Annotated in this window: 13 protein-coding genes; 6 read left to right on the top strand and 7 right to left on the bottom strand. The window is 68.6% G+C overall.

Annotated elements, in window-relative coordinates; genetic code table 11:
- The first annotated feature begins 297 nt into the window (after window positions 1–297).
- The 4 genes from ACIA75_RS21515 (at window position 298) to truB (ending at window position 4,374) form a co-directional block, all read left to right on the top strand.
- The gene (locus ACIA75_RS21515) at window positions 298–1,644 is read left to right on the top strand and encodes an MATE family efflux transporter (protein WP_397106732.1); all 1,347 of its coding nucleotides are present in this window, start codon (window positions 298–300) and stop codon (window positions 1,642–1,644) included.
- Between the two features lie 181 nt (window positions 1,645–1,825).
- Window positions 1,826–2,770: a metallophosphoesterase family protein gene (locus ACIA75_RS21520; protein ID WP_397106734.1), complete on the top strand. Its 945-nt coding sequence runs from the start codon at window positions 1,826–1,828 to the stop codon at window positions 2,768–2,770.
- 36 nt (window positions 2,771–2,806) lie between these two features.
- Window positions 2,807–3,475 carry a 4'-phosphopantetheinyl transferase Npt gene (gene npt, locus ACIA75_RS21525; protein WP_397106579.1) on the top strand — a complete coding sequence of 223 codons (669 nt, stop codon included), beginning with the start codon at window positions 2,807–2,809 and terminating at the stop codon, window positions 3,473–3,475.
- On the top strand, window positions 3,475–4,374 hold the full coding sequence (gene truB / locus ACIA75_RS21530) for a tRNA pseudouridine(55) synthase TruB (protein ID WP_397106581.1): 900 nt from the start codon (window positions 3,475–3,477) through the stop codon (window positions 4,372–4,374). The genes npt and truB overlap by 1 nt, the downstream gene beginning before the upstream one ends.
- A gap of 371 nt (window positions 4,375–4,745) precedes the next feature.
- Here the strand turns inward: truB and ACIA75_RS21535 are convergent, their stop codons facing one another.
- From ACIA75_RS21535 to ACIA75_RS21545, 3 genes are read right to left on the bottom strand one after another with little or no spacing between them, the layout of a single operon-like run.
- Window positions 4,746–5,426, bottom strand: a complete 681-nt coding sequence (locus ACIA75_RS21535; RefSeq protein ID WP_397106583.1) for a GntR family transcriptional regulator — start codon at window positions 5,424–5,426, stop codon at window positions 4,746–4,748.
- Window positions 5,413–6,144 carry a maleate cis-trans isomerase gene (locus ACIA75_RS21540; RefSeq protein ID WP_397106585.1) on the bottom strand — a complete coding sequence of 244 codons (732 nt, stop codon included), beginning with the start codon at window positions 6,142–6,144 and terminating at the stop codon, window positions 5,413–5,415. Before ACIA75_RS21540 ends, ACIA75_RS21535 begins: the two co-directional genes overlap by 14 nt.
- A gap of 45 nt (window positions 6,145–6,189) precedes the next feature.
- Entirely contained in the window at window positions 6,190–6,930 is a 741-nt protein-coding gene (locus tag ACIA75_RS21545; protein WP_397106587.1) for an Asp/Glu/hydantoin racemase, read from the bottom strand.
- A gap of 86 nt (window positions 6,931–7,016) precedes the next feature.
- Between ACIA75_RS21545 and ACIA75_RS21550 the strand changes: the two genes are divergently transcribed.
- Window positions 7,017–7,982, top strand: coding sequence for a D-2-hydroxyacid dehydrogenase (locus tag ACIA75_RS21550; RefSeq protein WP_397106589.1), 966 nt, complete (start codon window positions 7,017–7,019; stop codon window positions 7,980–7,982).
- A gap of 13 nt (window positions 7,983–7,995) precedes the next feature.
- On the top strand, window positions 7,996–9,399 hold the full coding sequence (locus ACIA75_RS21555; RefSeq protein WP_397106591.1) for an amidase: 1,404 nt from the start codon (window positions 7,996–7,998) through the stop codon (window positions 9,397–9,399).
- Between the two features lie 25 nt (window positions 9,400–9,424).
- Here the strand turns inward: ACIA75_RS21555 and ACIA75_RS21560 are convergent, their stop codons facing one another.
- The 4 genes from ACIA75_RS21560 to ACIA75_RS21575 form a co-directional block, all read right to left on the bottom strand.
- The gene (locus ACIA75_RS21560; RefSeq protein WP_397106593.1) at window positions 9,425–10,072 is read right to left on the bottom strand and encodes a LysE family translocator; all 648 of its coding nucleotides are present in this window, start codon (window positions 10,070–10,072) and stop codon (window positions 9,425–9,427) included.
- A gap of 520 nt (window positions 10,073–10,592) precedes the next feature.
- Window positions 10,593–11,087 carry a DUF3830 family protein gene (locus ACIA75_RS21565; RefSeq protein WP_397106736.1) on the bottom strand — a complete coding sequence of 165 codons (495 nt, stop codon included), beginning with the start codon at window positions 11,085–11,087 and terminating at the stop codon, window positions 10,593–10,595.
- A gap of 83 nt (window positions 11,088–11,170) precedes the next feature.
- Window positions 11,171–12,418 (bottom strand): aspartate aminotransferase family protein, encoded by a 1,248-nt coding sequence (locus ACIA75_RS21570; RefSeq protein WP_397106595.1) that lies wholly within the window; start codon window positions 12,416–12,418, stop codon window positions 11,171–11,173.
- 161 nt (window positions 12,419–12,579) lie between these two features.
- Window positions 12,580–13,323, bottom strand: coding sequence for a metal-dependent transcriptional regulator (locus tag ACIA75_RS21575; RefSeq protein ID WP_397106738.1), 744 nt, complete (start codon window positions 13,321–13,323; stop codon window positions 12,580–12,582).
- Window positions 13,324–13,341: the final 18 nt, after the last annotated feature.

The following is a 13,341-nucleotide window of genomic DNA, read 5'->3' on the forward strand; positions in this document are numbered from 1 at the left end:
GGTCGGATGGGACGCGGTTCCCGGTCGCGCGGTAGGCGAACATGTGCTCATGGCTGCGGTGGCGGACTGCGCGCTGCGATTCCGCGCTGAGGCTGCATTTCGTGGAGGTTCTCGGTATGCATCGCGCGGGATGCATACCGGTGGGCTGCGGCGGTGCCGGTGGGTGCGTCGAGCACGTACGAGGTGCGCTCGGTGTGTCCGACGGTTCCGCTAACGTTGCTCGGCGGCGGGATGAGCGCTGCCCCGTCCCGCGACCTGTGAGTGTGTCGTGGTCGTGAGTACGGACGGGGTGTGGATATGCAGAGGGAGGCGACCGCGTCGCCGGTGGACGTGGACGCCGGGCCGCGGCGAATTCTGGGTTTGGCCCTGCCGACGCTCGGCGTGCTGGTAGCCGAACCGATCTATCTGCTCTTCGATCTCGCGGTGGTGGGCCGGCTCGGCGCCTTGGCATTGGCCGGGCTGGCGGTGGGGGGTCTGATTCTCACGCAGGTCAGTTCACAGCTGACCTTCCTCGCGTACGGCACGACGGCCCGCTCGGCGCGGCGGCACGGTGCGGGTGACGACGCCGGTGCGGTCGAGGAGGGGGTGCAGGCGAGCTGGCTGGCCGGCGGTATCGGGCTGCTGATCCTGGTGGTGGTACAGGCGGCCGCGGTGCCGATCGCCGCCGCGATCTCCGGCGATACCGAGATCGCGGCGGAGGCACTGGCCTGGCTGCGGATCGCCCTGTTCGGGGTGCCGCTGATCCTGCTGTCCATGGCCGGAAACGGCTGGATGCGCGGCGTCCAGCAGACCCGCCGCCCGCTCACCTATGTGGTGGCGGGGCTGGCGCTGTCGGCGGTGCTCTGCCCCCTTCTCGTGCACGGTCTCGTGGGTCTGCCCCGGCTGGGACTGCCGGGGTCGGCGGTGGCCAATGTCCTCGGCCAGCTGGTAACGGCGGGGTTGTTCCTGGGTGCGCTGGTCCGTGCCCGGGTCCCGCTGGCACCGCGACTGTCGGTGATGAAGGCGCAGCTGGTGCTCGGCCGCGATCTGATCGCGCGCAGCCTCGCCTTCCAGGCGTGCTTCATTTCCGCGGCCGCGGTGGCGTCGAGGTTCGGGGCGCCCTCGGTAGCGGCCCATCAGCTGGTGCTGCAGCTGTGGAATTTCCTCGCTCTGACGCTCGATGCGCTGGCCATCGCGGCGCAGACATTGGTCGGTTCGGCGCTGGGCGCGCGCAATGCGGCGGGTGCGCGATCGGTGGCCCGCCGGGTCACCGCGTGGTCGGCGATATTCGCGCTGGGGCTGGCCGCGGTGTTCGCGGCGGGAGCTTCGTGGATACCGCCGCTGTTCACCGCCGACGCCGCGGTGCTGGACCGTGCCGGTGTGGTGTGGTGGTTCTTCGTGGTGATGATCCCGGTGGCCGGTGTGGTGTTCGCGCTGGACGGTGTGCTGCTGGGTGCCGGTGACGCCGCCTATCTGCGCACCACCACGCTGGGCGCGGCGCTGGTCGGGTTCCTGCCCGCGATCTGGTTGTCGCTGGTTTTCGACTGGGGTATCGGCGGAATCTGGTGCGGCTTGATCGCGTTCATGTTGTTACGGCTGGCCGCGGTGAGCGCCCGGTGGCTGTCGGGCCGGTGGGTCCGGGTCGGGGCCGATATCCCGGCATGAGCAAGTCAGGCCCGGAGACGGTAGTGCGATACCTTCGCCTTCGCTTCGGCCTCCGCGTCAGAATGTGGACCGATCGCCGGTCTCGCTCATGGCCCGGTGACGCGGCGTGATACGGCTCGGTGGCCGGGCGGTCCGGTGCGTTCCGCGATATGCGAAGGTAGGTGTGGTGATACCCAAGTTGATGGCAGTGAGCGATATCCATGTCGGTCACCAGGGCAACAAACCGGTCGTCGAAGACATCCGTCCCGATTCCCCGGAGGATTGGCTGATCGTCGCCGGTGATGTCGCCGAGCGCAGCGACGATATCCGCTGGGCGCTGAAACTGCTGCGCGAGCGGTTCGCGAAGGTGATCTGGGTGCCCGGTAACCACGAACTGTGGACCACCGCCAAGGACCCGGTGCAGATGCACGGTGCCGCGCGCTACGACTACCTGGTGGCCATGTGCCGGGATCTGGATGTGCTCACCCCTGAGGATCCGTTCCCGGTGTGGACCGGTTCGGGCGCCGAGGCGCACGGCGGCGCGGTGACCATCGCTCCGCTGTTCCTGCTGTACGACTACAGTTTCCTGCCCGCCGGAACGCAGACCAAGGCCGAGGGGCTGGCGCTCGCCCGCGAGCGCAATGTGGTGGCGACCGACGAATTCCTGCTCTCCCCGGACCCGTATCTCACGCGCGACGCCTGGTGTGAGGCGCGGCTGCGGTCCACCCGCCGCGCACTGGACAATCTGCCCGCCGGCACCCCGCTGGTGCTGATCAACCATTTCCCGCTGGTCCGCGAACCCACCGATATGCTCTGGTACCCCGAGTTCGCCCTGTGGTGCGGCACCGAGCAGACCGCGGATTGGCACACCCGGTACAACGTGCTCTGCGCGGTCTACGGCCACCTGCACATTCCGCGCACCACCTACTACGACGGTGTCCGGTTCGAAGAAGTCTCGCTCGGTTATCCCCGGGAATGGCAGAAGCGCGGTAAACCGGACAAACTGCTGCGTCAGATCCTGCCCGACCCCGAATACCGGCCCGGTGACCTCAACGAGTGGGGCGGTCACTTCCGGGTGACCCCGGAAATGGCTGCCGCGGCGGCCGAGATGCGAGCCAAGGCCGACCGTAACCGCGGGCTCGCCTGAGTCGGCGCCCGCGGTGACCCAGTAGGCTCACCGACGATGATCGAGACAATCCTGCCCGCCGATATCGCCTCCGCCGAGTTGCTCGACTACCCGGAGGATCTGAAAGCGCACCCCGCCGAGGAGCATCTCATCGCGAAATCGGTGGAGAAGCGGCGGCGTGATTTCATCGGCGCCCGCCACTGTGCCCGCCAGGCGCTCGCACAGCTGGGAGAGCCACCGGTGGCGATCGGTAAGGGTGAACGCGGCGCGCCGGTCTGGCCGCGCGGGATCGTCGGCAGTCTCACCCACTGCGACGGTTTCCGCGGGGCCGCGCTGGCCCACAAGATGCGGTATCGATCGATCGGGATCGACGCCGAACCGCACGAACCCCTCCCGGAGGGGGTCCTGGACTCGGTGAGCCTGCCCGCGGAACGGGACTGGTTGCGGGTCACCGATTCCGCGCTGCATCTGGACCGGCTGCTGTTCTGCGCGAAAGAGGCCACCTACAAGGCATGGTTCCCGCTCACCACCCGCTGGCTCGGGTTCGAGGACGCGCACATCACTTTCGACGTCGAGGAAACCGGCGCGGGCGCGGGTGCGGGGACGTTCCGGTCGCAGCTGCTGGTACCCGGTCAGACCGGCGACGGCGGTGTGCCGCTGACCTCGTTCGACGGCCGCTGGCTGATCACCGGCGGGTTCATCCTGACCGCGATCGCGCACAGCTGATGGCCGATATCCTGGGCGGTCTGCTGATCGTCGACAAACCCGGCGGCCCGACCAGCCACGATATCGTGGCCCGGACCCGGAAATTGCTGCACACCAAGAAGGTCGGCCATGCGGGCACGCTGGACCCGATGGCCACCGGGGTACTGGTACTGGGTGTGGAACGCGCCACCAAACTACTCGGCCTGCTCACCCTCACCAGCAAGGCCTACACCGCCACGATCCGGCTGGGCTGTGCCACGACCACCGACGATGCCGAGGGCGAGATACTCACCACTGCCCCGGCCGGGCACGTCACCGACGCCGAGATCGCCCGGGAGATCGCCGCACTCACCGGTGAGATCCAGCAGGTCCCCGCGACAGTGAGCGCCATCAAGGTCGGCGGCGAACGCGCCTACGCGCGGCACCGCGCCGGCGAAGACGTGAAGCTCGCCGCCCGCCCGGTGACCGTCTCCCGCTTCGAGGTCCTGGCCCGCCGCGACCATGCGGCGCAGGAACTGGTCGATCTGGATGTGGTCGTCGAATGTTCGTCGGGAACCTATGTCCGCGCACTGGCCCGCGACGTGGGTGCCGCACTCGGCGTGGGCGGCCATCTCACAGCGTTGCGCCGCACCAGGGTCGGGCCGTTCACGCTCGAGCACGCCCGCACTCTCGACGAGCTCGCCGAGGATCCCGTGCCGAGCCTCGATATCGACGCGGCCGTACGCCTCGCGTTCCCGCAGCGCATGATCGACGCCGCCGAAGCCGAGAAACTGCGGGACGGCCGCTGGCTCGATCCGGTCGGCACGACCGGCGTCCATGCCGCGTTCACCGAGGACGGGCGGGCGATTGCGTTGCTGGAGGAGAAGGGCAAGCGCGCGTCACCCGTGTTCGTAGTGCGCCCGCGCGGCCTGATCGACTGAGCGCCGCTCGGCCGCGCCGTCGGTCGGCCGGGGCCGGCATCCTGGTGGGCGGGTGATCGACTGGATGTCGTGGGGAGGCCGATCGGAAAACTCGCCGCACGATCATCGCCGATCTGCATCCACGTCGGCCGGGACGGACGCTGTTGCGCGATCCGGTGGGAGGTCACCGGCCCGGGTAACCGGCGAAGCCTCGGCCCGCAGGGTTTGCGCGAGGTTCGAGATCGAGCACCGGGCCCTGGTGCGGGGTGACCCACGGGCATCTGGATCGAACCGGAGTGCCGGCGCGGTCCGGCTACCGAGGTTGCCCGACAGTACCCCGGTGCGACTCGGGAGTGCGGGCAGAGCCGGGGAACCCTGAGCTCGCGCCGGTCTCAGCCCGAGACCGGCTCTTCGGCGAACTTGCCGCGCAGCCGCTGGACGGCATCGTCCATATGGTCGCGGAGCAGCGTATGCGCCCGGTCGGCCGAGGCCGCACCGATCGCCTCGCGCAGCGCCACGTGTTCCTGAGCCTGTTCGCGCAGGTCGGGGTAGGTGGTCTGCAATTTTCCCAGGCACATGCGGGTTTCGATCAGTAGCGTGCGGGCCGCGCGGACCAGGCGGGGGCTGCCGGCCGCTGCCACCAGCGCCTCGTGGAACTGCTGGTCGGCATCGGAGACACCGGTGGCGTCGCCGGCCGCGGCGCGGTCGAGCATCGCGGTGACGCTCGGTGCCAGCGCCTCGTGGGCGATATCGCGGCGGCCGTCGAGGATCAGGCTCAGGGCACCGCCCTCGATCGCGGTGCGGGACCGGTAGATATCGACGACATCGGCCAGGCTGAGTTCGATGACGAAAATGCCGCGGTTGCGGATGCTGTGCAGCAGCCCCTCCGAAACCAGCCGCTGCATGGCTTCCCGGACCGGCCCGCGGGAGACCCCGAACTGCGCGGCGAGATCGGTTTCGCCCAGCTGCGCGCCCGGTTCGAGGCTGCCGTGCACAATGGCCGCCCGGAGCCGGTCGGCGATCATCTCGGCGGTGGAGCGCTGATTGACGGGTTCGAAATCAACGACCGACATATGCGGGCCTTTCCGCGAACAACGCACCGAGTGCGGGTGAGATCCGGGCGGCGCCGGCCAGCCGCAGCCCCTCCCAGATGGTGACCTGGTTGGCGGTGAGCACCGGTTTACCCAGCGCGGCCTCCAGCCGGGGCAGCACCTCGAGGGTGTGCATGGCGGTATCGGGGATGAGCAGTGCGTCCGCCTCCGGATGGTCGTTGGCCACGGCCAGTGCCAGCACCTGCTCGGCGTCGAGGGTGCCGACCTCGGCGGCGGTTTCGATACCCGCGCTCGCGAACCCGGCCACGGTGATACCGGCATCGGCCAGGAAGTCGGCGAACAGTCGTGCCACGTCCTCGGGGTAGCTCGCGGCGACCGCCACCCGCCGCACGCCCAGTGCTCGCGCGGCCGCCACGAACGCGAAACTGGTGCTCGACGCCGGTACGCCCGCGACCTCGGACAATCCGCGGACCTGCTCGCGTGCCCCGTCCGGACCGTAGACGAAGCTGCCGGACGTGCATGCCCAGACGACCGCGTCGGGCCGGTGCGCGGCGAGTTGTGCGGCGCCGCCGCGGAGTTTGTCCGGACTGCCCAGATCCAGCAGTTCCGGGACCGCGTGCAGATCGGTGCCGTAGATATGGGCCACCGGCAACTGGGCATCCAGCAGCGCCTCCGCCCGTGGGTAGTCGTCCTCGGCGGCGTGGTCGGGATAGATGAATCCGATGGTCGGTGCCGGCATGGGCCCTCCGTTTCCGAGCTGGGTTCCGTTCGGGGACATCATTTTTCAGAAGACCTCCAGCAGCCATCGGCCGGGACCCATCATGGGCAGTTTCATCCGCCCGAGGCAGGCCCACATGGTGAGCTGATTGGCCGTGAGAATCGGTTTGCCCAGGACCTTCTCCAGCGGTTCGATGATGTCGTAGGTGGGCAGGTTCGTACAGCTGACGAAGATCGCCTCGGCCCGCGGGTCGTCGGCACCCAGAATCCGTTCGGCGATGGTGCGGTAGTTGACCTTCCAGATCCCGCCGCCGAGACCGAGATGTTCGGAACGGACCACCGCGCAGCCCGCCTCGTCGAGGAAATCGCGGAGTTTTCCGGTGAGAACCTCGTCGTAGGGGGTCATGATGGATACCCGGGTGATACCGAGATGCTGGATGGCCTCGAGCAGGGCTCCGGACGTCGTGACGGCGTTGGCGGCGCCGGCGCGGCAGATCGTCTCGCGCAGTGACCGTTCGTAGTCGATGCCCTTGATGAAGCTGCCGGAGGTACACAGATAGGCCACGACTTCCGGTTCCACATGCAGGACATTGCGGGTCGCGGCGGTGAGATGGGTGGCATCGGAGACCAGCTCGGCCATGGCCAGCGATACCGGTACCGGTTCGTAGGGTGTGCGGGCCAGGTGCAGGCTCACTTCCAGTGGTGCCCAGCGCCAGAGTTCACGCTCCAGTGCCAGATCGAAGGGTGCGATGACACCGATGCCCCGTTGCGCGACCGGGCCCTCGATATCGGGAAAATCGAACTCCACTGCGGCCCCTCTCGCGCTCAGCCGGGTAGACCTCCGAGAACGATCGGATTGTTGACAATCATACGATGTGACCATACCGTGTCAATATGGAATCGGGCCCAATTGTCACCGTGGTGCACAGTGACCAGCTGCCCGACCCGGCCCTGATGGCGCCGGTGAGTGCGCGGGCCACGGTGCGGTACACGGATTCGGCCGGACTGGTGTCCGCGCTGCGCGGTGCCGATGTGCTGTTCGTCTACGACTTCCAGACGCGCGCCGTACCGGACGCGTGGCCGGCGGCCGACCGGCTCAGCTGGCTGCACATCGGCGCTACCGGTGTCGATACGGTGATGTTCCCGGAGCTGCGCGACAGTGATGTGGTCGTCACCAATACCCGCGGCGTCTTCGATACCGCGATCGCCGAGTACGTTCTCGGCCAGATCCTCGATTTCGCCAAAGATCTGACGGGTTCGACCCGGCTGCAGCAGCAGGAGATCTGGCGGCACCGGGAATCGGAACGGGTCGCGGGGTCCACCGCGCTGATCGTCGGTACCGGATCCATCGGCCGCACCATCGCCGGACTGCTGCGCGCCGCCGGGATGCGGATCCGCGCGGTCGGCCGCCGCGCCTGCACCGACGACCCCGACTTCGGCACTGTCGCCACCGATCTGTACGCCGAACTCCCGGGCGCCGACTACGTCATCGCCATCGCCCCGCTCACCGACCGGACGCGGCATATGTTCGACGGGCGCGCCTTCGGCGCCATGAAACCGCATGCCCGCTTCGTGAATGTCGGCCGTGGCGAGCTCGTGGTGACCGAGGATCTGGTCACCGCGCTGGAATCCGGCGCGATCGCGGGCGCCGCCCTGGATGTGGTGGATCCGGAACCCCTGCCACCCGGCCATTCGCTGTGGCAGTTGCCGAACGCGCACATCACTCCGCACAATTCGGGTGATTTCGTGGGCTGGCGCGACGATATCGTCACCACGTTCACCGCCAATTTCGACCGCTGGCTGGCCGGTCGGCCGCTGGACAACGTTGTCGACAAGACGCTGGGGTATGTGCCCGGCTGAAGGAGGGCCGCAGATGAACCAGCCGGAGACACCCCGACCGACCGACCCGGCCGCGATGACCGCCGTCGAGCTCGTCTCGGCGTATGCCGCGGGGACGCTGTCACCGGTCGAGGCGACCGAGGCCGTACTCGCCGCCATTTCCGCGCGCGATGATGCGGTCAACGCCTACTGCCTGGTCGACCCCGACCGGGCCCTGGTGCAGGCCAAGGATTCCGAGGCACGCTGGCAATCCGGGCATGTACGCGGGTTGCTCGACGGGGTCCCGATTTCGATCAAGGACATCTTCCTCACCGAGGACTGGCCGACGCGCCGTGGTTCCCGCAGTATCGGTGCGGACGGGCCGTGGCCCGTGGACAGTCCGGTCGCCGCCCGGGTCCGCGAGGACGGCATGGTGATGGTCGGCAAGACCACCACACCGGAAATCGCCTGGAAGGCGGTTACCGACAGCCCGCTCACCGGGATCACCCGCAATCCGGTCGATCCCGGACGAACCGCGGGCGGATCGTCGGGTGGTAGTGCCGCGGCGGTCGCGGCGGGGATGGGCCCGGTGTCCGTGGGAACCGATGGTGGCGGCAGTATCCGGATCCCCGCGGCGTTCTGCGGCATCGTCGGATTCAAGCCGACCCACGGCCGGATCCCGCTGTATCCGGCCAGCCCGTTCGGCCCGCTGGCACATGCCGGTCCGCTCACCCGCACCGTCGAGGACGCGGCGCTGCTGCTGGATATCCTGGCGCTGCCCGATCCGCGGGACCCGACAGCTCTGGCCCCCACGCTGACCACCTTCCGGGGGGAGATGCAGCGGGATGTCCGCGGTGTCACCGCCGCGTATTCCCCGACGCTCGGTTATGTCCGTAACGATCCCGAGGTGGAGGCCGTGGTCACCGCCGCGGTGGGTGCCCTGGATACCGCGGGCCTGCGAATTTCCGTTGCCGACCCGGGGTTCGACGATCCGCGGGCGGCATTCGACGTGATGTGGGCCGCCGGCGCCGCCGCCATGCTGGCGACCTTCCCGCCCGGCGCTCGCGAGAACGCCGACCCCGGTCTGCGCCGGGTCTGGGAATACGGGGAGACCCTCAGTGCGGTGGACTATCTCGACGCCCGCAATACCGCCGCCCAGGTGGCGATCACCATGGGCACTTTCCACACCGCCTACGACCTGCTCATCACCCCGACCGTGCCGATCCCGGCCTTCGCCGCCGGATACGATGTTCCGCCCGGTAGCGATATGAGCGGGTGGCCGGAGTGGACACCCTTCACCTACCCGTTCAACCTCACCCAGCAGCCGGCGCTCAGTATCCCGGCGGGATATACCAGCGACGGGATGCCGGTGGGTTTGCAGATCATCGGCCCCCGGCACTCCGACGATCTGGTGCTGGCGGTCGGGCGGTACGCGGAAGCGGTCCTGGCCGCGCGCTGACCTCGCCGTGCTGACCCGTGGCCGGTCAACCGGTGGCAGGTTCGGGCGGATCGCCGAACAGGACCCCGATCCCGACCGCGATGAGGGCCGCGCCCACTACGGCGTCGAACCGCCGCCACATGCCGGAGTCGGCGAACTTCCGGTGCAGCGCGGCGACCGTGGTGGTGAGCGCCAGGTTCCACGCCGTCATCACGACAGCGGCAATCAGCGGAAACGCGATGGCATCGGATACGCCCACACCCCCGGGCGGAACGAACTGGGGGATCAGCGCGACGAAGAGCACGGCGGCCTTGGCATTGAGGATGTTCGACAGGAATCCCCGGACCGCGTTGTCGAGTGGGGTTCCCGGTCGCGCGGGAGCAACGGCACCGGGCGCACCGCCGGGCCGGCGCGCGGCGCGCAGTGCGCGGATTCCGAGGTAGATCAGATACAGCGCCCCCGCGATCTTCACCACCGTGAAGGCCTGCGCGGAAGCAGCCAGGAGTGTGGCGATCCCGGTGACGGCGGCCAGCACCCAGACGAAAATGCCGATCGCTACTCCCAGGGTGGCTGCCGCGCCTGCAGCCCAGCCGCTCAACGCACGGTTGACGATCACGGCCATATCCGGCCCCGGAGACACTGCGATGAACAGCATCACCACCGCGAACGCGGCGTAATGCCCGGCAGCGGACATCACCAGCTCCTGACGACGAAAGGAAGGCCCAGCGACCAGCCGATCGGATCCGCCTGGACCGGTACCGGAATCAGTGTTGCCGATTGCCCCCGGCAGAGTCCATGTCAGGGAGAGGTTCCGCGGCCCCGACGGCCGGCGGCGCCGGGCAGTGGCGTCACCACCAGTCACCAGATGCGCCTGTGTAGTGTCTGCGCAGCAGAGGACGCGCCGCCACCGCCCGCCGCGCCGTTCGTGTGCCGCGAACGGGCCGGGCAACGGTGCGTTTCTCACCGCCGAATTCGTCCCGCGGATACCGGGTTCTGGAGTAGGTAAATATTTCGCGCTCGATGCGGCGACCCAGGTCGGGCGGTCGAGGCGTTGCCACAGCCGCGCCGATCACTCCGTGGCCGCGGCGCCCGATACCCGGGCATCGCCGAGGTCGGCGGTGAAAACCGAACCGGTCCGGCGTGCCGGACGGTGGCAGTGTGCGGCGCCGACCTCCGGGCGCGGTCGAGCACACCGGCCGCGCCCGGCCGAGTTGTCAGGCCCGGGCGAAGGCGAGGGTTTCGCCCGCCACCCCGTTCAGCCACAGGCTGTTGCAGGCGGCAGCCAGTTCGCCGAGATCGCCTTCGATGGTGGCGAAGACATTGCCGGGTACCCAGCCGAGATCACCGTTGATGAGCAGGTTGTTGCGGCCGTAGAACAATGCGAGATCGGTGGCGCCCTGGTCGTGGTGCGCGGCCGACCCCGGTTCGTAGCCGTAGGCGGGATTACCGATCTCCCAGGGCTCGAAATCGAACAGGCAGACATCGCCGGGAATCGGTGTGACGGTGGGGTTCTCGCGATGCGGTGCTCCGCTGATCCGGGGCACCAGCGTGTAGAGCTCGTTGCGGGCGTATTTGGCGTGGAAAGCGTCGCCCTCCTGGGGAAGGGCATCCCATACCGCGGTGCAGGTGCGGGGGGCCTCGTCGTCGAGCAGGCGGGCCCGGCAGGTGATCCCCGCCTTGGTGAGGGTGATCGTCATATAGCGCGCCATATATCCGTCCTGGTAATCGTGCGGGAAACCGGCCGCGGCCCGGTCTGTTCGGAGTGCCGCGGCCGGCACGTTCGGAGAGCGGGTCAGCGGCCCAGTTCGGCGAGTACCTCGGACCAGATGTCGAGGGCGTCGGTGATCTGGGTTTCGGAGACGATGAGCGGCGGGATCATCCGCACCACGTTCATATGCGCACCGCAGGTCAGCAGCAGCAGGCCCTTGGCCGCCGCGAGCTGCTGGGCGGCGGTGGCGGTGTCGCGGTCGGGCGTGCCGTCGGCAGTGGTGAATTCGGAGCCGACGAGCAGGCCCAGGCCCCGGGTGTCGCCGACCGCCTTGGACTCGGCCGACCGCACCCCGGCGAGGAGTTGCTCGCCGCGGACCCGTGCGTTCTCGACCAGATTCTCCGATTCGATCACCTCGATGGTGGCCAGGGCGGCGGCGCAGGCCACGGCGTTACCGCCGTAGGTGCCGCCCTGCGACCCGGGCCAGGCCGCGCTCATGAGCTCGGCCGAGGCGGCGATTCCGGAGATCGGGAATCCGCTGGCCAGGCCCTTTGCCATGGTGATCACATCCGGCCGGACCCCGAAGTGCTGGTGCCCGAAGAATTTTCCGGTCCGGCCGAATCCGGTCTGGATCTCGTCGAAGATCAGCAGGATGCCGTGCTGGTCGGCGCGTTCGCGCAGGCCCTCGAAGAACGCCCGGTTACCGGGGACGTACCCGCCCTCGCCGAGAACGGGTTCCACGATGAAGGCGGCGGTCTCGGCGGGGGAGGTGAGCGTCGCGAAAATGAAGTCGAGTTCGCGCAGTGCGAAGGCGGTGGCCTCGGCTTCGCTCCACCCGTAGCGGTAGGCGGTGGGGAAGGGGGCGACGTGCACACCGGACATCAGCGGGCTGAACCCGGCGGAGAACCGGGTGCCGGAGGTGGTCATGCTCGCGGTGGCCACGGTGCGGCCGTGGAAGCCGCCGTGGAAGACGATCACATTGGGTCGCCCGGTGGCCTGGCGGGCCAGGCGCAGTGCCGCTTCGACCGCTTCGCTGCCCGAGTTGGCGTAGAACACCGAATCGAGTCCCTCGGGCAGTACCGTGCCGAGGCGCTCGGTGAGTTCCAGCAGCGGCCGGTGCATCACCGTCGTGTACTGGCCGTGGATCAGCTTCGCCACCTGGGCCTGGGCGGCCGCCACCACCTTCGGATGGCAGTGGCCGGTACTCGTGACCCCGATACCGGCGGTGAAATCGAGGTAGCGGCGACCGTCGACGTCGTAGAGGTAGCAGCCGGCGCCGTGGTCGACGGTGACCGGGGTGGCCTGCTTCAGGATCGGGGACAGTTCGGCCATGGTGGCGCCTCCCGGGACGGTCGGTGCGGCGATCCGGACCGACGAGTTCGTGAGCTCGGGTATGAGATTGTCGGATTGTCGACAATTATGGATAGCACGGCGGACCGGTACTCGGCAATGCCCGGGTTCGCGACCCCGGGCGTGTCGGGATTATCCGGGGATCAGCACACCAGCCAGATCGCTTCCGCGGCGATACTGCCCAGATCGGTGAGGGTGTCGTCGCGCCCGATCCGCACCGCGATGGTCCCGGCGAAATCCCGCCGTTCCACCACCACGATCAAGGTGTCCAGGGCGATCCCGACCGAATCGAAATACCGCAGCATCTCCGGGTCGGAATCGGAGATCCGGGCGACCCGGCCCGATTCGCCCGCCTCGAAATCGATCAACCGCCGGGCGGGTGGTGTCGGGACCGCGCCGTCCACCGACGGAATCGGGTCGCCGTGCGGATCCCGGTCCGGGAAACCGAGCTTGGCGTCGATCCGGGCCATCAGCAGATCCGATACCGCGTGCTCGAGGATCTCCGCCTCGTCGTGGACCTCGTCCCAGCCGTATCCGAGCTCGCTCACCAGGAACGTCTCGATCAACCGGTGCCGGCGCACCATGGCGATCGCCGCGCGGCGGCCCTCCTCGGTCAGCGTGATCGCACCGTACCGGGCATGTTCGACCAGGCCCTGATCCGAGAGCTTGCGCACCGCCTCCGACACCGTCGACGCGGAGACCCCGATCCGCTCGGCGAGCAGTTTCGTGCTCACGCGCTCCTGCGACCACTCCTGGGTCGTCCAGATGACTTTCAGATAATCCTGGGCCACCGACGACAGCCCGGGAGCGGCCGATTCCCCGGCGTCGGCGAGTTCCCGTCGGGTGGCGATATCTCGTTTTCCGGGCACAACTACGAGCTTAAGCATTCCCACCGCGATCCACTG

The organism is Nocardia sp. NPDC051750 (assembly GCF_044453135.1).
GTDB lineage: Bacteria > Actinomycetota > Actinomycetes > Mycobacteriales > Mycobacteriaceae > Nocardia.

What these genes read in the sequence shown, in the direction of transcription:
- ACIA75_RS21515 (WP_397106732.1), top strand. Translation starts at nt 298, where the DNA reads ATGCAGAGGGAGGCGACCGCGTCGCCGGTGGACGTGGACGCCGGGCCG.
- ACIA75_RS21520 (WP_397106734.1), top strand. Translation starts at nt 1,826, where the DNA reads ATGGCAGTGAGCGATATCCATGTCGGTCACCAGGGCAACAAACCGGTC.
- npt (WP_397106579.1), top strand. Translation starts at nt 2,807, where the DNA reads ATGATCGAGACAATCCTGCCCGCCGATATCGCCTCCGCCGAGTTGCTC.
- truB (WP_397106581.1), top strand. Translation starts at nt 3,475, where the DNA reads ATGGCCGATATCCTGGGCGGTCTGCTGATCGTCGACAAACCCGGCGGC.
- ACIA75_RS21535 (WP_397106583.1), bottom strand. Translation starts at nt 5,426, where the DNA reads ATGTCGGTCGTTGATTTCGAACCCGTCAATCAGCGCTCCACCGCCGAG.
- ACIA75_RS21540 (WP_397106585.1), bottom strand. Translation starts at nt 6,144, where the DNA reads ATGCCGGCACCGACCATCGGATTCATCTATCCCGACCACGCCGCCGAG.
- ACIA75_RS21550 (WP_397106589.1), top strand. Translation starts at nt 7,017, where the DNA reads ATGGAATCGGGCCCAATTGTCACCGTGGTGCACAGTGACCAGCTGCCC.
- ACIA75_RS21555 (WP_397106591.1), top strand. Translation starts at nt 7,996, where the DNA reads ATGAACCAGCCGGAGACACCCCGACCGACCGACCCGGCCGCGATGACC.
- ACIA75_RS21560 (WP_397106593.1), bottom strand. Translation starts at nt 10,072, where the DNA reads ATGTCCGCTGCCGGGCATTACGCCGCGTTCGCGGTGGTGATGCTGTTC.
- ACIA75_RS21565 (WP_397106736.1), bottom strand. Translation starts at nt 11,087, where the DNA reads ATGGCGCGCTATATGACGATCACCCTCACCAAGGCGGGGATCACCTGC.
- ACIA75_RS21570 (WP_397106595.1), bottom strand. Translation starts at nt 12,418, where the DNA reads ATGGCCGAACTGTCCCCGATCCTGAAGCAGGCCACCCCGGTCACCGTC.
- ACIA75_RS21575 (WP_397106738.1), bottom strand. Translation starts at nt 13,323, where the DNA reads ATGCTTAAGCTCGTAGTTGTGCCCGGAAAACGAGATATCGCCACCCGA.